Origin of the sequence: Amycolatopsis xylanica (genome assembly GCF_900107045.1) — a bacterium.
Classification (GTDB): domain Bacteria; phylum Actinomycetota; class Actinomycetes; order Mycobacteriales; family Pseudonocardiaceae; genus Amycolatopsis; species Amycolatopsis xylanica.
The window spans coordinates 173,390-198,076 of record NZ_FNON01000005.1 but is presented as its reverse complement, the minus strand read 5'-3'; the positions used below and the strand labels follow the sequence as shown (position 1 = coordinate 198,076).

The 24,687-nt window shown below is 69.1% G+C and carries 23 protein-coding genes; 13 read left to right on the top strand and 10 right to left on the bottom strand.

What is annotated here, in order from left to right:
* Positions 1 to 10 precede the first annotated feature (10 nt).
* The 5 genes from BLV57_RS23830 to BLV57_RS23810 all read left to right on the top strand — a co-directional run bounded on the left by BLV57_RS23830 (position 11) and on the right by BLV57_RS23810 (position 6,320).
* The gene (locus BLV57_RS23830; protein WP_091292285.1) at positions 11 to 1,471 is read left to right on the top strand and encodes a sodium:solute symporter family protein; all 1,461 of its coding nucleotides are present in this window, start codon (positions 11 to 13) and stop codon (positions 1,469 to 1,471) included.
* Positions 1,468 to 2,415, top strand: a complete 948-nt coding sequence (gene speB, locus BLV57_RS23825) for an agmatinase (RefSeq protein ID WP_176968778.1) — start codon at positions 1,468 to 1,470, stop codon at positions 2,413 to 2,415. Before BLV57_RS23830 ends, speB begins: the two co-directional genes overlap by 4 nt.
* Entirely contained in the window at positions 2,416 to 4,068 is a 1,653-nt protein-coding gene (locus tag BLV57_RS23820) for a thiamine pyrophosphate-binding protein (RefSeq protein WP_091292283.1), read from the top strand. It abuts the gene before it with no gap.
* Complete coding sequence (locus tag BLV57_RS23815) at positions 4,065 to 5,471, top strand: aminobutyraldehyde dehydrogenase (protein WP_218134869.1); 1,407 nt, start codon at positions 4,065 to 4,067, stop codon at positions 5,469 to 5,471. Before BLV57_RS23820 ends, BLV57_RS23815 begins: the two co-directional genes overlap by 4 nt.
* Positions 5,472 to 5,852: 381 nt before the next feature.
* Entirely contained in the window at positions 5,853 to 6,320 is a 468-nt protein-coding gene (locus BLV57_RS23810; RefSeq protein ID WP_091292280.1) for a DUF6294 family protein, read from the top strand.
* 387 nt (positions 6,321 to 6,707) lie between these two features.
* Here the strand turns inward: BLV57_RS23810 and dxs are convergent, their stop codons facing one another.
* Entirely contained in the window at positions 6,708 to 8,630 is a 1,923-nt protein-coding gene (gene dxs / locus BLV57_RS23805) for a 1-deoxy-D-xylulose-5-phosphate synthase (protein WP_091292279.1), read from the bottom strand.
* 112 nt (positions 8,631 to 8,742) lie between these two features.
* On the opposite strand from dxs, the gene BLV57_RS23800 reads away from it, so the two are divergent.
* The 3 genes from BLV57_RS23800 to BLV57_RS23790 are packed head-to-tail and all read left to right on the top strand — an operon-like array spanning position 8,743 to position 13,272.
* Positions 8,743 to 10,221: an aldehyde dehydrogenase family protein gene (locus BLV57_RS23800; RefSeq protein WP_091292277.1), complete on the top strand. Its 1,479-nt coding sequence runs from the start codon at positions 8,743 to 8,745 to the stop codon at positions 10,219 to 10,221.
* A 14-nt stretch (positions 10,222 to 10,235) separates the two neighbouring features.
* Positions 10,236 to 11,735, top strand: a complete 1,500-nt coding sequence (locus BLV57_RS23795; RefSeq protein ID WP_091292276.1) for an APC family permease — start codon at positions 10,236 to 10,238, stop codon at positions 11,733 to 11,735.
* A complete protein-coding gene (locus BLV57_RS23790; RefSeq protein ID WP_091292273.1) occupies positions 11,728 to 13,272 on the top strand; it encodes a GMC family oxidoreductase in 1,545 nt (514 codons plus the stop codon). The genes BLV57_RS23795 and BLV57_RS23790 overlap by 8 nt, the downstream gene beginning before the upstream one ends.
* A gap of 51 nt (positions 13,273 to 13,323) precedes the next feature.
* Here BLV57_RS23790 and BLV57_RS23785 read toward each other — a convergent pair whose 3' ends face one another.
* Positions 13,324 to 14,076: a LamG domain-containing protein gene (locus BLV57_RS23785; RefSeq protein ID WP_091292271.1), complete on the bottom strand. Its 753-nt coding sequence runs from the start codon at positions 14,074 to 14,076 to the stop codon at positions 13,324 to 13,326.
* A gap of 122 nt (positions 14,077 to 14,198) precedes the next feature.
* Here BLV57_RS23785 and BLV57_RS23780 point away from each other — a divergent pair, with 122 nt between their 5' ends.
* A complete protein-coding gene (locus BLV57_RS23780; RefSeq protein ID WP_091292269.1) occupies positions 14,199 to 15,011 on the top strand; it encodes an SAM-dependent methyltransferase in 813 nt (270 codons plus the stop codon).
* Positions 15,012 to 15,053: 42 nt separating this feature from the next.
* Here BLV57_RS23780 and BLV57_RS23775 read toward each other — a convergent pair whose 3' ends face one another.
* Positions 15,054 to 16,247 carry a class I SAM-dependent RNA methyltransferase gene (locus BLV57_RS23775; protein WP_091292267.1) on the bottom strand — a complete coding sequence of 398 codons (1,194 nt, stop codon included), beginning with the start codon at positions 16,245 to 16,247 and terminating at the stop codon, positions 15,054 to 15,056.
* Complete coding sequence (locus tag BLV57_RS23770; RefSeq protein ID WP_091292265.1) at positions 16,244 to 18,277, bottom strand: APC family permease; 2,034 nt, start codon at positions 18,275 to 18,277, stop codon at positions 16,244 to 16,246. Before BLV57_RS23770 ends, BLV57_RS23775 begins: the two co-directional genes overlap by 4 nt.
* 101 nt (positions 18,278 to 18,378) lie before the next feature.
* On the opposite strand from BLV57_RS23770, the gene BLV57_RS23765 reads away from it, so the two are divergent.
* Both BLV57_RS23765 and BLV57_RS23760 read left to right on the top strand, forming a co-directional pair.
* Positions 18,379 to 19,044 (top strand): potassium channel family protein, encoded by a 666-nt coding sequence (locus tag BLV57_RS23765; protein WP_091292263.1) that lies wholly within the window; start codon positions 18,379 to 18,381, stop codon positions 19,042 to 19,044.
* The gene (locus BLV57_RS23760; protein ID WP_091292261.1) at positions 19,044 to 19,700 is read left to right on the top strand and encodes a potassium channel family protein; all 657 of its coding nucleotides are present in this window, start codon (positions 19,044 to 19,046) and stop codon (positions 19,698 to 19,700) included. The genes BLV57_RS23765 and BLV57_RS23760 overlap by 1 nt, the downstream gene beginning before the upstream one ends.
* A gap of 95 nt (positions 19,701 to 19,795) precedes the next feature.
* On the opposite strand, the gene BLV57_RS23755 is transcribed toward BLV57_RS23760, so the two are convergent.
* Both BLV57_RS23755 and BLV57_RS23750 read right to left on the bottom strand, forming a co-directional pair.
* A complete protein-coding gene (locus BLV57_RS23755; protein ID WP_091293157.1) occupies positions 19,796 to 20,446 on the bottom strand; it encodes a DUF3159 domain-containing protein in 651 nt (216 codons plus the stop codon).
* 68 nt (positions 20,447 to 20,514) lie between these two features.
* A complete protein-coding gene (locus BLV57_RS23750; protein ID WP_091292259.1) occupies positions 20,515 to 20,892 on the bottom strand; it encodes an OB-fold nucleic acid binding domain-containing protein in 378 nt (125 codons plus the stop codon).
* A gap of 116 nt (positions 20,893 to 21,008) precedes the next feature.
* Here BLV57_RS23750 and BLV57_RS23745 point away from each other — a divergent pair, with 116 nt between their 5' ends.
* Positions 21,009 to 21,728, top strand: coding sequence for an alpha/beta fold hydrolase (locus BLV57_RS23745; RefSeq protein ID WP_091292257.1), 720 nt, complete (start codon positions 21,009 to 21,011; stop codon positions 21,726 to 21,728).
* Here BLV57_RS23745 and BLV57_RS23740 read toward each other — a convergent pair.
* The 3 genes from BLV57_RS23740 to dut form a co-directional block, all read right to left on the bottom strand.
* A complete protein-coding gene (locus tag BLV57_RS23740; protein WP_091292256.1) occupies positions 21,699 to 22,322 on the bottom strand; it encodes a LysE family translocator in 624 nt (207 codons plus the stop codon). The two genes, BLV57_RS23745 and BLV57_RS23740, sit on opposite strands and share 30 nt — an antisense overlap.
* A gap of 87 nt (positions 22,323 to 22,409) precedes the next feature.
* A complete protein-coding gene (locus BLV57_RS23735) occupies positions 22,410 to 23,078 on the bottom strand; it encodes a DUF3710 domain-containing protein (protein WP_091292254.1) in 669 nt (222 codons plus the stop codon).
* The gene (dut, locus tag BLV57_RS23730; RefSeq protein ID WP_091292252.1) at positions 23,078 to 23,566 is read right to left on the bottom strand and encodes a dUTP diphosphatase; all 489 of its coding nucleotides are present in this window, start codon (positions 23,564 to 23,566) and stop codon (positions 23,078 to 23,080) included. The genes BLV57_RS23735 and dut overlap by 1 nt, the downstream gene beginning before the upstream one ends.
* A gap of 24 nt (positions 23,567 to 23,590) precedes the next feature.
* Between dut and BLV57_RS23725 the strand changes: the two genes are divergently transcribed.
* Positions 23,591 to 24,064, top strand: a complete 474-nt coding sequence (locus BLV57_RS23725; protein WP_245757485.1) for a DUF3093 domain-containing protein — start codon at positions 23,591 to 23,593, stop codon at positions 24,062 to 24,064.
* A 99-nt stretch (positions 24,065 to 24,163) separates the two neighbouring features.
* Here BLV57_RS23725 and BLV57_RS23720 read toward each other — a convergent pair whose 3' ends face one another.
* Positions 24,164 to 24,472, bottom strand: a complete 309-nt coding sequence (locus tag BLV57_RS23720; protein ID WP_091292250.1) for a DUF4193 domain-containing protein — start codon at positions 24,470 to 24,472, stop codon at positions 24,164 to 24,166.
* Between the last annotated feature and the right edge of the window lie 215 nt (positions 24,473 to 24,687).

The window sequence follows — 24,687 nt, the reverse complement described above, 5'->3', positions numbered from 1 at the left end:
GGAGAACACCGTGGCCGGTGACTACGCGGTGATCGCGCTCTACGTGGCAGGCATGATCGGGATCGGCTGGTGGGGCCTCAAGCTCGCCAAGACCAAGTCCGACTACCTCGTCGCGGGCCGCAGGCTCGGCTGGTTCATGTACTCCGGCACCATGTCGGCCGTCGTGCTCGGCGGCGCGTCGACCATCGGCGGGATCGGGCTCGGCTACAAGTTCGGCATCTCCGGCGCCTGGCTGGTGCTCTCGATCGGCATCGGCATCATCGTGCTGCACGCCGTGTTCGCGCGGCGGCTGGTGAAACTGCGCGTCTACACCGTCGGCGAGATGCTCGACCTGCGTTACGGCGGCTCGACCAGCACCATCTCCGGCGTGGTCATGTGGGCGTACACGCTCATGCTGACCGTCACCTCGACGCTGGCGTTCTCGACCGTGGTCAAGGTGATGTTCGACGTGCCGTCCGCGGTCGGCATCGGCATCGGCGGCGGGATCGTGGTGCTCTACTCGGTGCTCGGCGGCATGTGGTCGATCACGCTGACCGACATCGCGCAGTTCGTGATCAAGACGATCGGCATCCTGTTCATCCTGCTGCCGGTTGCGCTGACCAAGGCGGGCGGCTTCGACGGCATGCGCGACCGCCTCGACGCGAGCTACTTCGAGTTCACCGCGATCGGCGGCGAAACGATCGTCACGCTGCTGCTCGTCTACGGCTTCGGCCTGCTGATCGGCCAGGACATCTGGCAACGCGTGTTCACCGCTCGCACCCCGAAGATCGCCACCGGCGGCGGCCTCATCTCTGGCGTGTACTGCCTGGTCTACGCCGTCTCCGGCGCGCTGATCGGCACCGCGGCGAAGTCGCTCTACCCCAGTCTCGCCAGCAAGGACGAAGCGTTCGCGACGATCGTCGAGGACCTGCTGCCGACCGGCGTGCGCGGCCTGGTGCTGGCCGCCGCGCTGTCCGCGATGATGTCGACCGCCAGCGGCGCGCTGATCGCCTGCTCGACCGTGAGCACCTCCGACCTGCTCGCCAAGCTCCGCGGCAAGTCCGCCGGAGGCGATGACGACGTCCACAAGAACCGCATCACCACGCTGGTGCTCGGCCTCGTCGCGATCGGCATCGCCATGGTGGTGACCAGCGTGATCGACGCGCTGACCATCGCCTACGACATCCTGGTCGGCGGGCTGCTGGTCGCGATCGTCGGCGCGCTGTTCTGGAAGCGCGGCACCCGCGAGGGCGCGCTGGTCTCGATGGTCGCCGGAACCGTGGCGGTGATCGCGTTCATGTTCATCGACGGCGTCGACGCCAACAGCCCCATCTACTGGGGTCTCGGTGCGAGCCTGGTGACTTATGTCGCCGTCAGCCTGCTGACGCCGCGCACGCCGGAGGCCATCCTGAGTGTGTGGACCCGCCGCCTGAACGGCGACGCGGCCCGCGAAGAAGAACCCGTCAACCAGAAGCAGGAGCTCGCGAAGTGACCGACCAGACCCCGATCGGCCCCGTTGACTCGTCGAAGGTGCCCCGGTTCGCCGGCTTCGCCACCTTCGCCCGGCTGCCCCGCATCGACGAGGTCGAGCGCGCGGATGTGGCCGTGGTCGGGATCCCGTTCGACTCGGGTGTGTCGTACCGGCCCGGCGCGCGCTTCGGCCCCGCCGCGGTGCGCGAGGCGAGCCGCCTGCTCCGGCCGTACCACCCCGGGCTGGACGTCTCGCCGTTCGCCGAGAAGCAGGTGGTGGACGCGGGCGACATCGCGGTCAACCCGTTCAACATCGGCGAGGCGATCGAGACCATCCAGGACACCGCCGAGCGGATGACCGCCGACGGCACCAGGCTGGTCACCATCGGCGGTGACCACACGATCGCGCTGCCGCTGCTGCGGGCCGCCGCCAAGCTGCACGGGCCGGTCGCGATGCTGCACTTCGACGCGCACCTCGACACCTGGGACACCTACTTCGGCGCGCCGTACACGCACGGCACCCCGTTCCGGCGGGCCTCCGAGGAAGGCATCCTCGACACCGAGGCGCTCTCGCACGTCGGCACGCGCGGCCCGCTCTACGGCAAGCGCGACCTCGAAGAGGACCGCCGTCTCGGCTTCGGCATCGTCACCTCGGGCGACGTGCTCAAGCGCGGGATCGACGAGACGGTCGACGCGCTGCGCCAGCGCATCGGCGACCGCCCGCTCTACATCTCGATCGACATCGACGTGCTCGACCCGGCGCACGCGCCCGGCACCGGCACCCCGGAGGCGGGCGGCATGACCAGCCGCGAGCTGCTGGAGATCCTGCGCGGGCTGCGCGACCTGAACCTCATCGGCGGCGACGTCGTCGAGCTGGCGCCCGCTTACGATCATGCCGAGATCACCGCGATCGCGGCGTCTCACGTGGCGTACGACCTGGTGAGCCTGCTGAGCTTGGGGAAGTGAATGTCTGATCAGGAACGCATCGGCGGCGATGTCGTCGTCGAGACCTTGCGCGCGCTCGGCGCCGAGACCGTGTTCGGCCTGCCAGGCCAGCACGCGCTCGGCCTGTTCGAAGCGCTGCGCCGTGCGCCCGACCTGCGGGTGATCAGCTCGCGGGTCGAGAACAACCTGGCCTTCGCCGCCGACGGGCACGCCCGCGCGCTGATGGCCGCGAACCCCGGCGGGCCCGCGCCGGTCACGCCGATGATCGTGTCGACCGGCCCCGGCGCGCTGCTGACGCTGGCGTCGCTGCAGGAGTCGGTGGCGGCTTCGGTGCCGCTGCTCGGCATCTCCAGCCAGATCCCGGTGGCGGGGCTCGGCGGCGGGCGGCACGGCTACCTGCACGAGCTGACCGATCAGCAGGCCAGCTTCCGCGACATCGTGAAGTCGGTGCACGTGGTCCGCACGGTCAGCCAGATCCCGACCGCGCTGCGCGAGGCCTGGGAGTCGGCGGCGACCGTGCCGTTCGGCCCGGTGTGGGTCGAAATCCCGCAGGACGTGCTGCTGGCGCCGACGACGCTGCCGCCGATCACCTCGGTGACCGCGTCGCCCGCGCCGCTCGCCCCGCTGCCCGAGCTCGTCGCCGAGGCGGCGAAACTCCTTGGCGCGGCGTCGAATCCGGTCATCCTGGCCGGTGGCGGCGCGGCACGCTCCGGCGCGCACGCGGAGCTGAAAGCGCTGTCGGAGGCCTTGCGCGCGCCGGTGTTCTCGACCTTCGGCGCCAAGGGCGTCTTCGGCTGGGAGCACCCGCTGTCCGCGCAGTCGTGGATGGAGGACTGGCACAGCACCGAGTACCTGCAGAACGCGGATGTGCTGCTGGTGCTGGGTTCCGGGCTCGGCGAGCTGAGCAGCAACTACCGCGAGTTCGCGCCGCGCGGCACGATGATCCAGGTCGAGGCCGATCTCGGGAAGCTGGAATCGAACTACGCGGCGCTGGGCATCCACGCCGACGTCAAGCTGACGCTCGAGGCACTGCTCGAGTGGGTGCCGATGCGGGAGTCGGACGGCCGCGCCGAAGCCGCGGTCGCCGAGGTGCTGGCCAAGGTCCAGTCCCGATTGGACAGTCAGCCGGTCGAGGTCGAGCGCAAGCTCATCGAGGACATCCGCGCGGCCGTCCCCGAGGGCACGCAGACCTTCTGGGACATGACGATCGCGGCCTACTGGGCCTGGTCGGCCTGGAACTCCGACAACGCGCCGATCCACACCTCGCAGGGCGCGGGCGGGCTCGGCTACGGCCTGCCCGGCGCGCTCGGTGGCGCGGTCGCCACCGGTGGCCCGGTGCTGGCGGTGTCCGGCGACGGCGGCGCGATGTACGGCATCGCCGAGCTCGCGACGGCCGTGCAGCACGAGCTGGACGTGACCTGGCTGATCGTCGACGACGGCGGCTACGGCATCCTGCGCGAGTACCTGACCGGCGCGTTCGGCCAGTCGACCGCGACCGAGCTGTCCCGGCCCGACTTCGTGGCACTGGCCCACTCGTTCGGCGTTTCGGCCACACTGTCCAGTTTGGACAACATCGGCACCGATCTCGGCAAGGCGCTGCGCACGCCAGGCCCGAGCATCGTCGTGCTCCCCGCGCTGCTGAAGATGTTCGCCGCGACCCATCTGGAGAAGTGATGACTGTTCTGAACTTCGTGGACGGCAAGGAAGTCCCGGCAGCGGGCGACCGCACACTGGAGCTGGTGGACCCCGCGACCGGCACGGTGTTCAGCGCCAGCGTCCTCTCGGAGCAGTCCGATGTGGACGCCGCGCTGGAAGCGGCCGAGCGCGCGTTCAAGGTGTGGCGCAAGAGCACCCCGGCCCAGCGTCAGCTCGCGCTGTTGAAGATCGCCGACGCGCTGGAGGCCCGCGCCGAGGAGTTCGCGGACGCCGAAGTCCGCGAGACCGGCAAGATCCGCCAGGTCGTCCTCGACGAGGAAATCCCTGAGTGCGTAAGCGCGTTGCGGTTCTTCGCGGGCGCGGCGCGACACCTCGAAGGCACGGCCGCCGGTGAGTACTCGCCGGGCCTGTCCTCGGTCATCCGCCGTGAGCCGATCGGCGTCTGCGCGCAGATCGCGCCGTGGAACTACCCGCTGATGATGGGCGTCTGGAAGATCGCGCCCGCTTTGGCCGCGGGCAACACCGTCGTGCTGAAGCCCGCCGAGACGACACCCAGCACCGCGGTCCTGCTGGCCAAGGTGGCGTCGGAGTTCCTGCCGCAAGGCGCGTTCAACGTGCTCTGCGGCGACCGCGACACCGGCCGCGCGCTGGTCAAGCACCCGATCACCGAACTCGTGTCGATCACCGGCTCCACCCGCGCCGGCATCGACGTCGCGACGGTGGCGGCGGCCGACCTCAAGCGCACGCACCTGGAACTCGGCGGCAACGCGCCGCTCCTGGTCTTCGACGACGTCGACGTGGCTTCGGCCGCCGAGGGCATCGTCGGCGCGGCGTTCTACAACGCGGGCCAGGACTGCACGGCGGGCAGCCGCGTGCTGGTGCACGAGTCGATCCACGACGAGTTCGTCGCCGAGCTGACCAAGACCGCCGCCGCCCAGACCCCCGGCGAGGACTACGGCCCGCTCAACAGCGCCCCGCAGTTCGACCGCGTGCGCGGGCTCGTCGCCCGCGTGCCGAGCCACGCGCAGGTGCACACGGGCGGAGCCCAGCACGGGACGGACGGGTTCTACTACGCCCCCACGGTGATCTCGGGGCTGGCGCAGGACGACGAGATCGTCCAGGAGGAGATCTTCGGCCCGGTCATCACGGTGCAGAAGTTCGGCTCCGAGGAGGAGGCCGTCGCGCTGGCCAACGGTGTCCCGTACGGGCTGGCGTCGTCGATCTGGACGAACGACCACTCGCGCGCGGTCCGGGTCTCCGGCGAGCTGGACTTCGGCTGCGTCTGGATCAACACGCACGGCCCGCTGGTCTCGGAGATGCCGCACGGCGGCTTCGGGCACTCGGGGCACGGCAAGGACTTGTCCGGCTACGCGTTCAACGAATACACGCGCATCAAGCACGTGATGACGAATCTCGGGTAATGAGTCGTGAGTGTTGCGGCCGGTTCTAGCGGACCGGTACTCGCCTGCCTACCGCCCCGAGTCTCGGCGCGAGTGGGAGTTTTGCTCCGTTAGATGCAGAAATCCTCCCACTCGCTCGGGCTCGTTCACCCTTGGCACGTGACAAGGGGCGCCCTTGCAACGCTCTGGGTGACAAGGGCCGCCCTTGTCACCCAGGCCGGGGCCCGGTGTGTGGGAAACGGAGCGTTGAACGCCTCGTTTCCCGCACACCACCACACAGAAGTCACTTTTGTTCCGCTGAGAGTGACACAAGCCCCGTTCGTGCCGACCAGCCGAGACCACACCCTTAGGGCCGCCCGATCGTCCGTTGTGGCCGCTCGGGCGGCTCTGGTCTGGTATTCCATGATCCGAAACCGTGTGCGCACCGTCTTCGTCGCCGTGCTCGCCGCGGCGGGCACGCTACTGAGCACCGCCGCCGAGGCCTCGACCCAGCCGACCGTCACCTCGGGCATGGTCACCCAGGATCTCGCCTATCAGCGATTCACCTGGGGCGAGCTCCGGGTCGGCGACTGCCACCAGACCAACGGGACACTGACCTTCTACTCCGACGGCACGGGGTACTGGAGTGCCAGGACCTGGACCGACAGCACGCACAGCGGCGACATCTGGCACACGCGGTTCCAGATCGTGGCGGGTGCGGGAGCGGGCGAGTTCTTCGTGCCCGAGCCGCCGAAACCGCACGACTTCCCCACGTTCGACAGCCCGCGCATGGACGACGGCGGCCCGCGCTACGACTGGGGCCGCCCCTTCACCTACGACAAGCTCTATTTCAACTCGGCACGCGAGGTCTACCAGCGCTACAGCTGCTGACCCACTGCTGGGGGTCGTGAGCGTTGCGGGCGGTTAGAGCGAACCGGTATTCGACGACCTGCCCGTGACGTCGCCTTGGCTGGCGTGCACGGGCGGGGCTTGTGTCACGCTCAGCGGAACGAAAGTGACTTATGTGTGGTGGCGTGTGGGAAACGAGGCGTTCAACGCTCCGTTCCCACACGCCGGGCCCGGTCTGGGTGACAAGGGCGGCCCTTGTCACCCAGAGCGTTGCAAGGGCGGCCCTTGTCACGTGCCCAGGGTGGACGAGCTCGAGCGAGTGGAAGAATTTCTGCATCTAACGGAGCAAACCTTCCACTCGTGCCGAGACTCGCGTGGTAGGTAGCCAGTTACCGGTCCGTTAGACCCGGCCGCAACGCTCACGAGCCTTTACTCCTGGGAGGCCACCTGCTGCTCGGCCTCGGCGGTCTTGGCGGGCGCGAGGTTGGCCGTCCACTCGGTCACGCGGCGCGCGACGTCCTGCGCCGTCAGGCCCAGGCGGGTGAGGACCTCGTCGCGCGAGGCGTGCTCGTGGAACTCCTGCGGCACCGCGAGATCGCGCAGCGGCACGTCGCACTCCGCGTCGCGGAAGACCGCCGAGAGCGCCGAGCCGAAGCCGCCGTGGCGGCCGCTGTCCTCCACGGTCACCACGAGCTTGTGCTGCGACGCCAGCGCGACCAGCTCGCCCGGCACCGGCAGTACCCAGCGCGGGTCGACGACCGTCACGCCGATGCCCTGATCGGCCAGGCGGTCCGCCGCGGCGAGACCCAGCTTCGCGAACGCGCCGACCGCGACCAGCAGGACGTCGGCCTCGGCCGACGCGGCCGGGCGGCGCAGCACGTCGACGACGCCGACGCGCTCGAGTGCCGGCACCGAGTCGACCACGCCGCCGCGCGAGAAGCGCAGCGCGCTCGGACCGTCCGAAATGGACACCGCCTCGCGCAGTTCTTCGCGCAGGGTAAGGGCATCGCGGGGCGCGGCGACGTGCATGCCGGGGACCATGCCGAGCAGCGACAGGTCCCACATGCCGTGGTGGCTCTTGCCGTCGGGGCCGGTGATGCCCGCGCGGTCGAGGATCAGCGTCACCGGCTGCTTGTGCAGCGCGACGTCCATCAGGAGCTGGTCGAACGCGCGGTTGAGGAACGTCGAGTAGATCGCGACGACCGGGTGCAGCCCGCCCATCGCGAGCCCGGCGGCCGAGGTGACCGCGTGCTGCTCGGCGATGCCGACGTCGTACCAGCGGTCGGGGAAGGCCTCGGCGAACTTGTGCAGGCCGGTCGAGCGGAGCATGGCCGCGGTGATGGCCACCACGTCGTCGCGGTCGTGGCCGATCTTGACCATCTCGTCGGCGAACACGCCGGTCCAGCTCGGGCCCTTGACCGGGGGCAGGCCGGTCTCGGGGTCGATCGCGTCGGTCTGGTGCATCTGGTCGTGCTCGTCGGAGACGGCGGGCTCGTAGCCGTGCCCCTTCTCCGTGGCGACGTGCACGATGACCGTGCCGCCGAAGCTCTTGGCGTGCTGGAAGGCCTTCTCCAGCGCGACCAGGTCGTGCCCGTCGACCGGGCCGACGTACTTGATGCCGAGGTCGGAGAACATCGGCTGGTGCAGCACTGCGTCCTTGAGACCGGCCTTGGCGGCGTGCAGCGCCGCGTAGATCGGCTTGCCGACCACCGGGACGCGCTGCAGCATCGCGCGGCCCAGGTCGAGGAAGCGTTCGTAGCCGGGCTTGAGCCGCAGCGACGCGAGGTTCTCCGCGAAGCCGCCGATGGTCGGCGAGTAGGAACGGCCGTTGTCGTTGACGACGATGATGACCGGGCGCGAGCGGTCGGCGGCGATGTTGTTCAGCGCCTCCCAGCACATACCGCCGGTGAGCGCGCCGTCACCGACGACGGCGATCGCGTGGCGTCGCTCACCCGCGAGCTTGAACGCCTTCGCGAGACCGTCCACGTACGACAGCGCGGTCGAGGCGTGGCTGTTCTCGACGAGGTCGTGCTCGCTCTCGTCGCGCGCCGGGTAGCCGGTGACCCCGCCGACCTGCCGCAGCTTGTCGAACCCGGCCTGCCGCCCGGTGACGATCTTGTGCACGTAGGACTGGTGGCCGACGTCCCACACGATCGCGTCGCGCGGCGAGTCGAACACCCGGTGCAGCGCCAGGGTCAGTTCGACGACACCGAGGTTCGGGCCGAGGTGCCCGCCCGCGAGGCGGACCTTCTCGACGAGGAAGTCACGGATCTCCGCGGCCAGCCCGCCGAGCTGCTCGTGATCCATCCGCTTCAAGTCAGCCGGTCCGTTGACGGACTCCAGCATCGTCACACCCCACCTCTCGCCTGTTAGTCCGCACAGTCTATCGACGAGTGGCGGTGTTCGACCGTGACCGCGATAATCACACCTTCGGCGTAGACGGATGAGCCCTTGGAGTGGCTTGATGGCGGATTTCTTCATTGGCGGCCGCTGGGTCGACTCGGTGGCAGGCGGCACCAGGGAGATCCGCTGTCCAGCGGACAACTCCCTGGTCGCGACGGTCGCGGAGGCGGTGCCCGAGGACACCGTGGCGGCCATCACCGCCGCCAGAGTGGCCTACGACACCGGCCCATGGCCGTCGACCTCCGCCGCCGAACGGGGGAACCTCCTGCTCAAGGTCGCCGATCTGCTCGATCGCGACTCTGCCGGTTTCGCGCGCGCCGAGTCACTCGATACGGGCAAGCGGCTCGTCGAAAGCGAATACGACATGGCCGATATCGCGGCCTGTCTCCGCTACTTCGGCAAGCTCGCCGGCCAGGACGCCGGGCGGATCGTGGACACGGGCAGCGCGGACTCGTTCAGCCGGATCGTGCACGAGCCGGTCGGCGTCTGCGGCCTCATCACCCCATGGAATTACCCGCTGCTGCAGACAGTGTGGAAGATTGCACCGGCGCTGGCGGCCGGGAACACCTTCGTTCTCAAGCCCAGTGAATTGACCCCGCACACGGCGATCATGTTCATGAAGCTGCTGCAAGAGGCCGGGCTCCCCGACGGCGTTGCCAACCTCGTGCTCGGCGCCGGGCCGCAGGCGGGCGCGCCGCTGTCCGAGCATCCGGACGTCGATCTGGTGTCGTTCACCGGCGGGCTGGCGACCGGCAGGATCATCGCCGCCTCGGCGGCCGCGACCGTCAAGAAGGTCGCGCTGGAACTCGGCGGCAAGAACCCCAACGTGGTGTTCGCCGACGCGGATTTCGACACCGCGGTCGACTACGCGCTCACCGCGGTCTTCCTGCACTCCGGCCAGGTCTGCTCGGCGGGCGCGCGGCTGATCCTCGCCGAGGAGTGGCATGACGAGTTCGTCGCCGAAGTCGTGCGCCGCGCCGAGCTGATCCGGCTCGGCGGCCCGTTCGACGAGCGCGCGGAGACCGGCCCGCTCATCTCGGCCGCGCACCGCGACAAGGTCGAAACCTATGTGGCCAAAGCGATCGAGGAGGGCGCGAAGCTGCTCACCGGCGGCAAGCGGCCGGACGATCCGGCGCTCCAGGATGGCTATTACTACCTGCCGACCGTGCTGGACAACGTCAAACCGGGCGGGTTCGCCGTCACCGAGGAGTCGTTCGGCCCGGTGCTGACCATCGAGACCTTCGCCGACGAGGACGAGGCCGTCCGCCTCGCCAACGACACGCACTACGGGCTCGCGGGCGGCATCTTCACCAACGACGCCTCGCGTGCGCAACGCGTCGCGGGCAGGCTCCGGCACGGCACCGTGTGGATCAACGACTATCACCCGTATCTGCCGCAGGCGGAATGGGGCGGCTTCAAGCAGTCCGGTACCGGGCGTGAGCTCGGCCCGACCGGACTCGGCGAGTACCAGGAGATCAAGCACATCTACCAGAACCTCAAGCCCGCTCCGCAGCGGTGGTTTTCCGGGGAGCCCGCCTAGCGAAAGGACGCGTTATGTCGGCTGACGACGGTCTCGCAGGGTTCGGATACAAGCAGGAACTAGAACGGACGCTAGGCAACTTCCACACTTTCGCCGCCGGCATCAGCTATATCTCGATCCTGACCGGCACGTTCCAGCTCTTCTATTTCGGTTTTTCCTTCGGTGGCCCGGCTTATTGGTGGTCGTGGCCGCTCGTGTTCGCCGGCCAGCTGATGGTCGCGTTGTCCTTCGCCGAACTGGCCGCGCACTACCCGGTGGCCGGTTCGATCTACAACTGGTCGAAGAAACTCGGCAACCCGCACGTGGCGTGGCTGGCGGGCTGGATGATGCTCACCGCGTCGATCGTGACCATCGCGGCGGTAGCGCTGGCCTACCAGATCACGCTGCCGCAGATCGCGTCGTTCTTCCAGTTCGCCGAGGACCCCGCGGTCAACGCGGTGATCCTCGGCGGCGTGCTGATCCTGTTCACCACACTGGTGAACGCCTGGGGCGTCAAGCTGATGGCGACGCTCAACAGTGTCGGCGTGTTCATCGAGCTGATCGCCGCGGTGCTGCTGATCATCGCGCTGGCGGTGAACATCACGCGCGGGCCGTCGGTGGTGATGGAGACGCACGACAAGGGCGCCGGTCAGCCGTGGGGCTACTTCGGCGCGTTCTTGGTGGCGTCGCTGGCTTCCACGTATGTCATGTACGGCTTCGACACCGCGAGTTCGCTCGGCGAGGAGTCGCACGACCCGCGCAAGAACGCGCCCAAGGCGATCATGCGGGCGCTGATCGCGTCGTTCGTCATCGGCGGGCTCATCCTGCTGTTCGCGCTGATGGCCGTGGGCGACATCAACAACCCGCAGATCGACACGGGCGGGCTGCAGTTCATCGTGCTGGACGTGCTGGGCAGCACGGTCGGCAAGATCTTCCTGATCGCGGTGGTCATCGCCATCACCGTGTGCAACCTGGCGGTGCAGTCGGCGGCGATCCGGATGATGTTCGCGATGGCCCGCGACAACAACCTGCCCGCCGGGTCGAAGCTCGCGCGGGTCTCGCCGAAGACCAAGACGCCGGTGGTGCCCGCGGTGATCACCGGCGTGCTCGCGCTGCTGATCCTGGTGGTCAACATCAACCAGCCGCAGATCTTCACGGTGATCACCAGTATCGGCATCATCATGATCTACCTGGCGTACCTGCTGGTGACGGTGCCGATGCTGCTCAAACGGCTGCGCGGGCAGTGGCCGCCGCCCGAGCAGCCCGGCCAGAAGTACTTCTCTCTCGGCAAGTTCGGCCTGCCGGTCAACATCCTGGGCGTGCTGTGGGGCGGCGCGGTCGTGGTGAACCTGGCCTGGCCCCGGCGCGACGTCTACAACGCGACGCCGCCGTATCACTGGTATCTGGAATGGGGCGCGGTGCTGTTCGTCGGCATCGTGGGACTGGTCGGGTTCGGCTACTACTGGTTCGTGCTGCGGCACAAGACCGGGGTGCTGGCCGACCACGCGGCGATCGAGGAGGTTCTGGGTGACTGACGAGTACGACTACATCGTGGTCGGCGGCGGCACGGCGGGCTCGGTGGTCGCGGCCAGACTGACCGAGGACCCGTCGGTCACGGTCTGCCTGCTGGAGGCCGGGCCGTCCGATGTGGACGATGACGCGGTGCTCTCACTCACCAAGTGGATGGCGCTGCTGGAGTCGGGCTACGACTGGGATTACCTTGTCGAGCCTCAGGAATCCGGCAACTCCTTCCTGCGCCACGCCAGGGCCCGCGTGCTCGGCGGCTGCTCGTCGCACAACTCGTGCATCGCCTTCTGGGCACCGGCCGAGGACTTGGACGAGTGGGCCTCTCTCGGCCTGCCCGGCTGGTCCGCCGCCGACGTTTTCCCGCTGTACAAGCGTCTTGAGACCAACGACGGGCCAGGCGAGCACCACGGCCGCTCCGGCCCGGTGACCATCCGCTCGGTCAAACCGCACGACCCGACCGGCGTCGCACTGCTCGAAGCCTGCGCGCAGGCGGGTATCCCCCAGGTCGAGTTCAACTCGGGCACGACGGTCACCCACGGCGCGAACTGGTTCCAGATCAACGCCCGCGAGGACGGCACGCGCTCGTCGGCCTCGGTCTCGTACCTGCACCCGGTGCTGGACCGGCCCAACCTCGACGTCCGCACCGGCGCCCGCGTCCGGCGGCTGACCTTCGACGGCAAGCGCTGCACCGGCGCCGAGTACCTGGCCGACGACCTGATCCACGGCGTCCCGCTGCGCGCGCGGCGCGAGGTGATCCTGAGCTCGGGCGCGATCGACACGCCCAAGCTGCTGATGCTCTCCGGCATCGGCCCGGCCGAGCATCTGCGCGAGGTCGGCGTCGACGTGCTGGTCGACTCCCCCGGCGTCGGCTCGAACCTCCAGGATCACCCCGAGGGCGTGATCCAGTGGGACGCCAAGCGGCCCATGGTCACCGAATCCACGCAGTGGTGGGAAATCGGGATCTTCACCACGACCGAGGACGGCCTCGACCGCCCTGACCTGATGTTCCACTACGGCTCCGTGCCGTTCGACATGAACACGCTGCGCCACGGTTACCCCACGACGGAGAACGGCTTCTGCCTGACCCCGAACGTCACGCGCAGCCGCTCGACGGGCACGGTTCGCTTGCGCAGCAGGGATTATCGCGACAAGCCCCGGGTGGATCCGCGGTACTTCAGCGACCCGCACGACATGCGCGTGATGACCTACGGCATCCGCCTCGCCCGCAAGATCGCCTCGCAGCCCGCGCTGGCGGAATGGGCGGGCGCCGAACTCGCGCCGGGCCCGGACGCCCAGTCCGACGACGAGATCGCCGACTACCTGCGCAAGACGCACAACACGGTCTACCACCCGTCGTGCACGGCGAAGATGGGCGGCGACGACGACCCGATGGCGGTGCTGGACGCCCGGCTGCGGGTCCGCGGCGTCGACGGCCTGCGGGTCGCGGACGGCTCGGCGATGCCGTTCCTGGTCGCGGTCAACCCGTGCATCACGACCATGGCCATCGGCGAGAAGTGCGCCGACCTCCTCAAGGCCGACGCCTAGCCGGTCGTGAGTGGTATGGCCGGTTCTAACCGGCCATACCACTCACGAGCCCTACGCCGGGTGGTACGCCCGGTACAGCTCGGAAACCTGAGTGTGGGTGAGCGCGCCTTGGTAGAGGCGGACATCGTCGACGTCACCAGGCCAGAACTTGTCCGCCTGCCCCGCCGTCTTGGCCGCGCCGATACGCAGGCCGCCGCCGGCGTTCCACGGTGTGGTGAGCGTGCCTTCACCACTCAGGGTGCCGTCGAGGTAGATGCGAACCCGCTGCGCCGCGGCGTCGTACACGCCCACCAGATGCGCCCACTGGCCGACCTCCGTCGGGAAGATGGTCACGGCGACCTTGGTCACCTGGGCGTTGTCCGTGTCGGATTCCGGTCCCTGGAACGACCACGCGCCGAACTGGTTGTTGTCATCGTCCACGATGTGCCCGAGCCGGAACTTGCTGGTCCGGTCGCCGTCCACGCTGACAGCGGTGACCTCACCGAAGTTCTTCGCCGAGAGCCGCACCCACGCGGAGACCGAGAAACTCTGGTCCGTGGCGATGTCGACGTGGTCGCCGAGCGCCTGGCCGCCGACACCGTCGAAGTTCAGCGCTCCGCCGGTGAACGACGCTCCGCCGAGCAGGCCGAGCTGCCGCCCGGCCACGACGTCGGCCGCCGTGGCGCCCTGCGTCTCGTCCAGCGGCCAGTGGTTCGCGAGCGCCGGATCGGCGGGCGAGGCTCCCGCGGCGGGTGTCACGGCGAGTGCGGCGAGCGCGGCGGCCGCGATCACGAGGGCACGACGGCTCAGGACAGGTGACTTCATCTGCTCCCCCACAGTGAGTACGTGAGCCACCAGTCTTCTCGACCGGCCGCGGCGCGCGCAACGTTTTCAAGCCTGGCTGAATGCGGGCGTATCATCCCCGGAACCGACTTCCGAGGAGACGGATGAGATCCGAGCACCAGCCGGCGGGCATCGACCTCGACCGGCCGAACGCGGCGCGCGCCTACGACTGGGCGCTCGGCGGCACGGCGAACTGGGCCATCGACCGGCAGTACGGCGAGATGGCGCTCAAGGCGTATCCCGAGCTACGCCAGGCGACGCGGGCGAATCGCGCGTTCCTGGGCCGGGCGGTGCGGTACTGCATCGAGAACGGGGTCACCCAGTTCCTCGACCTCGGGTCCGGCATCCCGACCATGGGCAACGTGCACGAGATCGCCGACGAGCTCGACCCGGACAGCCGGTGCGTCTACGTCGACATCGAGCCGGTGGCGGTCGCGCACGCGCGGATCCTGCTCGAAGAAGAAGGCGACCCGGACCGCCACGCGGTGATCCACGCCGACCTCTGCAACCACCGCCAGGTGTGGCAGGAGGCCTTCGAGACCGGCGTGCTCGACCCGGACAAGCCGATCGGCATGCTGACGGTGGCCGTGCTGCACTTCGTCCCGGACTCGACGGGCGTCGCCGACGCGATCCGCGCCTACCGCGACCTGCTTCCTGCCGGGTCGCTGTACGTGATCTCGCACCTGACCGACTCCGAGGTCGAGAACGACACGAAGAGCCAGCTCGCGGACCTGAAGGAAGTGAGCAAGCGCTCCAGCACGCCGGGCGTCCTGCGCAGCACCGAGGAGGTGCGGGCGTTCTTCGGCGATTTCGAGCTGGTCGAACCCGGCCTGGTGCCGGTCGGCGAATGGCACCCGGACGACCTGGACCCGACCGTGCGGACCGCGATCGGCGGCGTCGCCCGCAAAACGCGCTAGGGAGTCGTGAGTGGTATGGCCGGTTCTAACCGGTCATACCACTCACGACAACAGCGCCACGCACTCCACGTGGTGCGTCATCGGGAAGGCGTCGAACGCCCGCAGGTCCGTGAGGCCGTACCCGTGCTCCGCGAACGTCGCCACGTCCCGCGCCAGCGCGGCGGGATCGCAGGCCACGTAGACGATCCGGTCCGGCTGCCCGGCCACGATCGCCTCGACGACGGCCTTGCCGGCACCCTTGCGCGGCGGGTCGAGCACGACCACGTCGACCGGCTTCTCGGCGGCCTCGAGCAGACGCTCGACGCGACCGCACTCCCAGCGCACCTGCGGCAGATCGGCCAGGTTCTCCCGTCCGTCCTCGACGGCTTGGTACCCCGATTCGATCGCCAGCACGTCGCCGTCCGGCCCGACCTGCCCGGCCAGCACCGAAGCGAAAAGTCCCACCCCGGCGTACAAATCCCACGCGCGGCCGCCGCGCGGCGCCTCGGCCCATTCGCCGACCAGTGACGCGAAGGTGTTCGCCGCGTCGGGATGCACCTGCCAGAAACCGTGCGCGTCGAACCGCCAGTCGCGCCCGGCCGCGTGCTGGAACGCCGTGCCGCCGATGAGCTGCCTGCCCCGGGTCTTTCCTTTGACCGTGGTGAGTTCGCGCAGGTGCGAACGGCTCGAGCCGTCGAGCGTGACCTCGATTTCCGTGCCAGGGCGCCATTTCCGGTCGAGTGCGTCGTCGAGCGCGCCCGGGATCGAGATCGGGCAGTCGTCGAGCGCGATGACGTCGTGGCTGTGGTGCGCGCGCAAGCCCGCGCGGCCGTCGCGGCCCGCGACCAGGCGGACGCGGCTGCGCCAGCCCAGCGGACCGCCGGGCAGCGCTTCGACGCGGACCTCGCGCTCGATGCCCGCGAGGCGCTGGAGCTGCTCCGCGACCACCTTCGACTTCAGTTCGAGCTGGTAGTTGGGCGACGCGTGCTGCCAGTCGCAGCCGCCGCACCCGCCGGGCGCCGCGAGCGGGCACGGGGGCGTGACGCGCTCGCCGGCCGGGCGCAGCACCTGGACGGCGTCGGCGCGGCAGAACGAGCCGCCATTGTCCTCGGTGACCTCGGCGAGCACGAGCTCGCCTGGCAGCGCGTGGCGGACGAAGACCACCCGGTTGTCCGATCTGGACACACAGTGGCCGCCGTGTGCCACCGCGCCCACTTCGAGCTCGAGTGTGCGGCCGGTCCAGTCCTTTTTGGTCACTTAAGGCTTTCTTTCTCTGGTGGTTTGCCCGGAGCGGGCGTGAAGCCGCGGCGGACGTCGCCCGCCAGCGGCCTGGCGCGGCGGTCGCGGTCGCGCGCCTTCTCCGAAGACCGCAGCTGCCACGGCACGCTCGTCACCATGACGCCCGGCTGGAACAGCAGCCTGCCCTTGAGCCGCAGCGCGCTCTGGTTGTGCAGCACCTGCTCCCACCAGTGACCGACCACGTACTCGGGGATGAGCACGGTGACCACGTTGCGCGGGTTGTCGCCGCGGATGCGCTTGACGTAGTCGAGCACCGGCTTGGTGATCTCCCGGTACGGCGACTCGATGACCTTGAGCGGCACCTTGAACTTGTGCTTCTCCCAGTCGCTGACCATCTTGCGGGTGTCGGCGTCGTCGACGTTGACCGTGACGGCCTCGAGCACGTCCGGGCGCATCGCCTTCGCGTACGCCAGCGCGCGCATGGTCGGCAGGTGCAGCTTGGACACCAGCACGATCGCGTGGTTGCGCGAGGGCAGCACCACGGCCGAGGTCTCTTCCTGGTCCATTTCCCGCAGTTCGGCGGCCACGTGGTCGTAGTGGCGGCGGATCGCGGTCATCAGCAGGTAGATCGCCACCATGGCGGCGATCGCGATCCAGGCGCCGAGCAGGAACTTCGTGATCAGCACGATCACCAGCACGGTGCCGGTCATCGTCAGGCCGATCGCGTTGACCGTCTGCGAGCGCCGCATCCGGCGCCGCACGGCGGGATCGGTCTCCTGGGCCAGCAAGCGATTCCAGTGGCGGATCATGCCCGCCTGGCTGACCGTGAACGACACGAACACACCCACGATGTAGAGCTGGATCAGCCGGGTGACCTCGGCGTCGAAGGCGACGATCAGCACGAGCGCGAAGGCGGCCAGGAACAGGATGCCGTTCGAGAAGGCCAGCCGGTCGCCCCGCGTGTGCAGCTGACGCGGGAGGTAGCGGTCCTGCGCCAGGATGGAGCCGAGCACCGGGAAGCCGTTGAACGCCGTGTTCGCCGCCAGCAGCAGGATGATGCCGGTGGAGAAGGAGATGTAGTAGAACGCGGGCGGGAACGACGGGAACACCGCGTGCGCGATCTGCGCGACGATCGTCTTCTGCTCGTAGCCCGCCGGGGTGCCCGAGAGCTGCGTCTCCGGGTGCTCGGCGAACTTGACGTCGGTGATGATCGCCAGCGTGATGATGCCGACCAGCATGGTCACCGCCAGCACGCCCATCAGCAGCAGCGTGGTGGCCGCGTTCTTCGACTTCGGCTTGCGGAACGCGGGCACGCCGTTGCTGATCGCCTCGACACCGGTCAGCGCCGCGGCGCCGGACGAGAACGTGCGCAGGATGAGGAAGACGAAGGCGAACCCGGTCAGCGACGCCTCGGCGTGCAGCTCGAAACCCGCGCTCTCGGCACGCAGCTCGGTGCCGGTCGCGGCTTCGAACAGGCCCCAGATGACCATGCCGAAAATGCCGATGATGAACCCGTATGTCGGAATCGCGAAGGCCTTGCCCGACTCACGGACGCCGCGCAGGTTCAGCGCGGTCAGCACGGCGACGATGATGATCGCGGCCAGCACCTTGTTCTGGGCCACCCAGGGAACCGCCGAGCCGATGTTCGCCACACCGGACGAAGTGGACACCGCGACGGTGAGCACGTAGTCCACGAGCAGCGCGCTGGCGACCGTCAGGCCGAATCTGCCGCCCAGGTTGGTGTTGGCGACCTCGTAGTCGCCGCCACCGCTCGGGTAGGCGTGCACGTTCTGCCGGTACGACGCGACGACCACCAGCATGACCACCGCGACCGCCACGCCGATCCACGGCGCGAACGCGTACGCGGACAGCCCGGCGACGCTCAGCGTCAGGAAGATCTCTTCGGGCGCGTACGCGACGCTGGACAGCGCGTCGGAGGCGAAAATGGGCAGCGCGATGCGCTTGGGGAGCAGCGTGTGGGCGAGCCTGTCACTGCGGAACGGGCGACCGAGGACGAGCCTCTTCAGAACGGTCGGAAACTTCGACACCGCCAGAGCGTAACGGTAGGACGGAACACGGTAGGTTCGGCGCTGTCGTGTCGCGGGTACCTGCGGACGGGTGAACTGAGATTTCAGGAGGAGGACGTGGCGTGCACGTGGTGATCATGGGGTGCGGCCGGGTCGGCGCGTCCCTGGCCGCGGCGCTGGAACGGCTCGGCCACGAGGTGGCCGTGATCGACAAGAACCAGCAGGCCTTCCGTCGTCTCGGCAGCGACTTCCACGGCCAGCAGATCACCGGGGTCGGCTTCGACCGCGGCGTGCTGATCGAAGCGGGCATCGAGCGCGCGGGCGCCTTCGCGGCCGTGTCCAGCGGTGACAACTCGAACATCATCTCGGCCCGTGTGGCCAGGGAGACCTTCGGTGTCGAGCACGTCGTCGCGCGGATCTACGACCACAAGCGCGCCGCCGTGTACGAGCGACTGGGCATCCCGACGGTCGCGACCGTGCCGTGGACGACCGACCGCTTCCTGCGGACGCTGCTGCCCGACGGCGTCGCCGCCGCGTGGCGCGACCCGTCCGGCAACGTGGCGATCATGCAGCTCCCGCTGAACGAGGGCTGGTTCGGCCACAGCGTGCGCAACCTGGAGCAGGAGTCGGGCGCGCGGGTCGCGTTCATCATGCGCGTCGGCACCGCGGTGCTCCCCAATTCGAAGAGCGTGCTGCAGGAGGGCGACACGGTCTACGTGGCCGCCAAGTCCGGCACCGTCAGTGATGTCACCAGCGTCGCCCAGCGGGCACCGGAAGAGGAGGGCTGATGCGGGTCGCGATCGCGGGCGCGGGGGCCGTTGGCCGCTCGATCGCCGCCGAGCTCATCGACGGCCGTCACCAGGTGATGCTGATCGAGCGTGAGGTCGACCAGTTCGAGCCGCAGATCGTCGAGGAGGCCGACTGGGTGCTCGGCGACGCCTGCGAGGTGTCGACGCTCGAGGAGTCCGGCATCCAGCTGTGCGACGTCGTCATCGCGGCGACCGGCGACGACAAGGTCAACCTGGTCGTCTCGCTGCTGGCGAAGACGGAGTTCGCGGTGAAGCGCGTCGTCGCGCGGGTGAACAACCCGGCGAACGAGTGGCTGTTCAACGACGCCTGGGGTGTCGACGTGGCCGTCTCGACCCCGCGCATGCTCGCGGCGATGGTCGAGGAGGCTGTGAGCGTCGGCGACCTGGTGCGGCTGATGACGTTCCGCCAGAGCCAGGCCAACCTGGTCGAGCTGACGCTGCCGGAGGAGACCCCGCTGGCGGGCAAGCCGGTGAGCGCGCTCAACCTGCCGCGCGACTCCGCGCTGGTGACGATCCTGCGCGGCGACCGCGTGATCGTCCCCCAGCCCGAGGACCCGCTGGAGCCCGGCGACGAGCTCCTCTTCGTGGCCACCTCGGACGTCGAACCCGAGATCCGCACCGCCCTCGGCTACTAGGAAAAGCCCGAAAGCCACTTTCGTCAGATGCGATCTGACGAAAGTGGCTTTCGGGCTATAAGACCTGCCGAAAGTGGCTTTCGGGCTTTGACTGGCTACTCAGGGGCCTGGGCGTACTTCTCGCGGAGCTGGGCTTCGACCTCGGCGTCCGTGAGCTCGGCCGGCTTTTCCTCTTCGAGGGCCTTGAGGCGCTTTTCGGAGCGGCGGACCGCCCAGACCACGACCAGCAGGCCGAGGATGTAGAGCGGGTAGCCCATCGCGAGCTTCGCGAAGGCGAGCCAGCCGGTGTAGTCCTCGTTGTACAGCCAGCGCTGCACCACGAACCGCGCGGCGAACACGGCGGCCATCGCGAGCGTCGCGATGTCGTAGCCGAAGCGGGACGGCTTGTCCTTGCGCCAGGCGTGGCCGGTGCCGTTGAGCAGGTTCCAGACGACCCCGGCCAGCGGCCAGCGGATCACGATCGAGAACACGAAGATCCCGCAGTAGACCAGGCTCGCCCAGATGCCGAACAGGAAGAAGCCCTTGGCCGACCCGGTCCGGTAGGCGATGAACGCGGCGATCGCCACCCCGAAGAAGCCGGAGATCGCCGGCTGCAGTGGCTCCTTGCGCACGATGCGCAGCACCGTGATGGCGACCGCGCTGCCGACCGCGCACCAGATGCCGGGCATCAGCCCGAAGAAGGCGTTGGCCAGCACGAACACGACCACCGGCACCGAGGAGTAGATGAGGCCGGACACGCCGCCCATCTGCTCGAGCAGTGTCGGCGGCTTGGTCTCTTCTTCGGTGGAGTTCTCGCTCACGCTACTTAGTCAACTCACTGGGCTGTTTGGAGCTCGTAATACGGGTTGTAGAGCACCTTCTGGCCATCGCGCACGGCCATCCGGCCACGCACCTTGATGGTCCGACCCGGCTCGATGCCGGGGATCCGGCGACGGCCGAGCCAGATTAGCGTCACGCCCTGTGTCCCGTCGAACAGCTCGGCCTCGAGTGTCGCGGCTTCGTCGCTCGGGCACAGTTCGACACTGCGCAACCGGCCGAGCACGGTCACCTCTTGCCCCTGCTTGCAGTCACAAGCGCGCTGCGCGCCCTCGACCTCGGATTTTTCCGAAAGGTCGTCGGCGTCGAGCTCGTCGACGTCGCTCGTCAGCTTCCGCTTCAGCCGGCTGAAGTAGCCGCCTTCTTTGGCGGGCATATGCGCAACTCCTGTGCTCCGGGGCCCCCGACAAGACCGGCCCGTGCTTAACCAGCGTAGCCGTGGTTCACGCCAGCGAAACGCGTTTGCGCCAAGATCGCAACGTGACCTCCGCTATGCCTACATCGGTCGCGGCGCTGCTACCCGGCACCGGCTCAGATGAAACGTTCATCCGCGAAGTCTTCGCCGGACCGCTCGCGGCGGTCGGTGTGCGGCTGATCGCGCCCGCGCCACCCCGCGGCGCCGATCTCGTCCGCGGCAGCCTCGCGGCGCTCGACGAGATCGCGGCCGGGGCGGACGGGCCGATACTGGTCGGCGGCGTTTCGTTCGGCGCGCACGTCGCCGCCGCGTGGGCCGTGCGGGAGAACAGCCGCTGCGCCGGGCTGATGGCCGCGCTCCCGGCCTGGAACGGCGAACCGGGATCGGCACCCGCGTCGCTGGCCGCGAAGCTCTCCGCCGATCTGGTGGCCGCGAACGGCCTGGAGCCCGCTTTGGCCGCGTCCGTCGACGGCGTCCCGCGCTGGCTGGCCGACGAGCTCACCCGGGCCTGGCGCGGGCACGGCGACGCGCTCGCCGGCGGCCTGCGCGCCGCGGCCGGGTACCCGGCGCCGACACTGGCCGATCTGGCCAAAGTGGACGTTCCGGCGGGCATCGCCACGTGTGTCGACGATCCGATACACCCTACGAAAGTCGCGTACGACTGGGCGGGCGCGCTGCCCCGCGCGGCCGTCGTCGAGACGACGCTCACGGCGTTGGGCGAAGACCGGGAGTCACTGGGCCGGGCGACCGTGCTGGCGTTGCTGCGCTCAATCCGCCAAAGCGACGAAACCGCCTAAACCGACCATCGTCGCTCCGCTCGCCACGCGCTGACGCACCCGCCAGCGGGCGTTGCCCAGCAAGCGCGACGAAAGTTTCCCCGCGAAGACCGCGACCAGCAGGTCCGCGAGCATGGCGAGCGCCAGCGCGATCAGGCCCAGCACGATGAACACCAGCGGCGCCGGCGCGCGCTCCGGATGCACGAAATGCGGCAACAATGCCATGAAATACAGCGCTGTCTTCGGATTCAGCAACTCGGTGAGCACGCCCTGGAGCAACGGCGACCTGGCCCACTGCCGGGCGGCGCCGTTTTCACCGCCGTCGTCATGCCGTTGAAAAATCGCCTGCAGCCCGAGGAACACCAGATAGGCCGCGCCCGCGTATTTGACGACCGCGAACGCCACGGCCGACGTCGCGAGCAGCGCGGAAAGCCCCAGCGCCGCGGCGACCACGTGCACGGACGCCCCGATCCCGTTCCCGATGACCGAGCGGATCCCCTCGCCGCGCCCACCACGCAAACTCCGCGCCAGCACGTACAGGATCCCCGGCCCCGGCGTGATCGCGAAGATCGCCGCCGTCCCCAGGAAGACCAGCAACTCAGCGAAATCCGGCATTCCCCGACCCTAACGATCAGGGGTCGTGAGTGGTATGACCGGTTCTAACCGGCCGTACCACTCACGACCCCTGGTCGCGTGGAGTGACTACTGCTGGGCCTGCTGGGCGGCGATGTGCTCGGCGACCGCGTCCGGCAGCGTGATCGTCAGCGGGGTGCGCACCGGCATCGGCGCGTCGCCGCGGTCGACGATGGTGCCCTTCACGATCTCGCGCAGCACCCCGGGCGCCATCGGGGCCAGCGACTGCGGCCCGGCGATCACGCCGCGCAGCATCCAGCGCGGCCCGTCGACGCCGACGAAGCGCAGCGCCACGTCGCCGACGATGGCCGAGATCTCCATCCCCCACTCGCCGACGCCGATGTTGACCTTCGCGCCGTCCGCGCGCAGCTGCTCGGTCAGCTCGTTGCTGACCTCACGCCACAGCCCGCCCGACTTCGGCGCGGCGTAGGCGCTGACGGTGACCTGGCCGTGCTCGGTGACCACGTGCACCGCGCGCACGCCGCCCGCCTGCGGGTCCATCTCGACCTGCACCTGCGAGCCGTCGGGCACGGGCACCTTCACCGAGCCGAGGTCGATGCGCGGCACGTCGTCTTCGCGGGCGTCGGCGATGTCGAACGGCCCGTCGGGCGCGTTGGAGAGCTCGGCGGCGATGTCTTCGGCCGCGTCGCCGTCGTCCTCCGTCTCGTCGACCTCGGGCGCGGCGTGCCTGCCGGTGGACTTTTCCTCAGTCCGCCGCTTGCGTCCGAAAATCCCCACTAGTTGTTCTCCGTTCCTTCCCCAGTACTGGCTGCGGACAGTGTGGCGTGCCCGCCGGTGGATCCGTAACCGCCCGCGCCGCGTTCACTCTCGCCGAGCTCGGCCACCTCGACGAACACCGCGTGTTCGACACGCTGGACGACCAGCTGGGCGATGCGGTCGCCGCGGGTGAGCTTGAGCGGCTCGCGCGGGTCGTGGTTGATCAGGCAGACGCGGATCTCGCCGCGGTAGCCGGAGTCGATGGTGCCCGGCGTGTTGACCACCGAGAGCCCGGCGCGGGCCGCGAGGCCGGAGCGCGGGTGCACGAAACCCGCGTAGCCCTCGGGCAGCGCGATGGCGATGCCGGTGCCGACCACCACGCGTTCGCCGGGGTCGAGCACGACGTCGGACGTCGTCACCAGATCGGCGCCCGCGTCGCCGGGACGCGCGTAGGCGGGCAGTGGCACATCGGGATCGACGCGGGAGAGCAGTACCTGAACGCTGGACACGACGGGCGAGATTACCCTGAGCTTGTGGCGAAGAGTGTGAGCGCGGCCGTTCAAGGCACGATCAGGTATTCGGAACGGCTGTACGTGCCCTGGTGGAACTGGCCGCTGCCGCTGATCGGCGGCGCGCTGATGGGCGCGACCATCGACCTGGGTTACCCGGGCCTGCGCGGCTGGCTGCCCTACGTCGTGGTGGAGGCGCTGGTGGTGGCCATCATCCTGGCGCTGGGCAAGGCGCGGGTGCGGATCACCGACACCGAGCTGCTGGTCGGCGAGGCGCACATCCCGCTCGAGTTCATCGGCGAGGTCGAGATCTTCGACCGCGAGCACAAGCGCAAGGCGCTCGGCCGCGACGCCGACCCGGCCGCCTTCGTCGCCCACCGCGGCTGGGTGGGCCCCGTGGTGCGCGCGCGGCTGACCGACCCGGACGACCCGACGCCCTACTGGCTGTTCAGCACCCGCAAGCCCGAGCGGGTGGCCGAGCTGCTGCGTCAGGCGTGAAAAAAGACGGGGCGGGCACCTCGCGGTGCCCGACCCGTCTCCTGAAACAACCCCTGATGCTCCTGTGGTGGTCCCGCCGTCAGCCGGTCAGGCTCAGGCTCACGCGCAGTCGCGACAGATCAGCCGTCCGTTGGCCTCTTCGGCCAGGCGGCTGCGGTGGTGGACCAGGAAACACACGGAGCAGGTGAACTCGTCAGCCTGCTTGGGCACGACCTTGACGGTCATGTCCTCACCGGAGATCCCGGAAAGGTCCGCACCGGGAAGTTCGAAGTTCTCAGCGCTCGCGTCCTCGTCGACGTCGACGACGCCGGACTGATTCTCGTTGCGACGAGCCTTGAGCTCCTCCAACGAGTCTTCGGCCAGCTCGTCGGCCTCGCTGCGGCGCGGAGCGTCGTAGTCGGTAGCCATTTGTCCCTCACCCCTGCGATCAGCTTCGATAGTCTGGGTCCGGGCCTGGGAGAAGAGGTCTCTCTCAAGCCCGTGCCGCTGGTCAACGTTCCAGGGCCCCTGTTTGTGCCCGGCGAGAACAGTGAGCGAAGTCTCTATTTTCAGATGCACTGTGCGGCTCGTTCTGCGACCGAAGCTCGCAGAGGGTAGCTCACCCGGTTCCGCGGCTCACAACG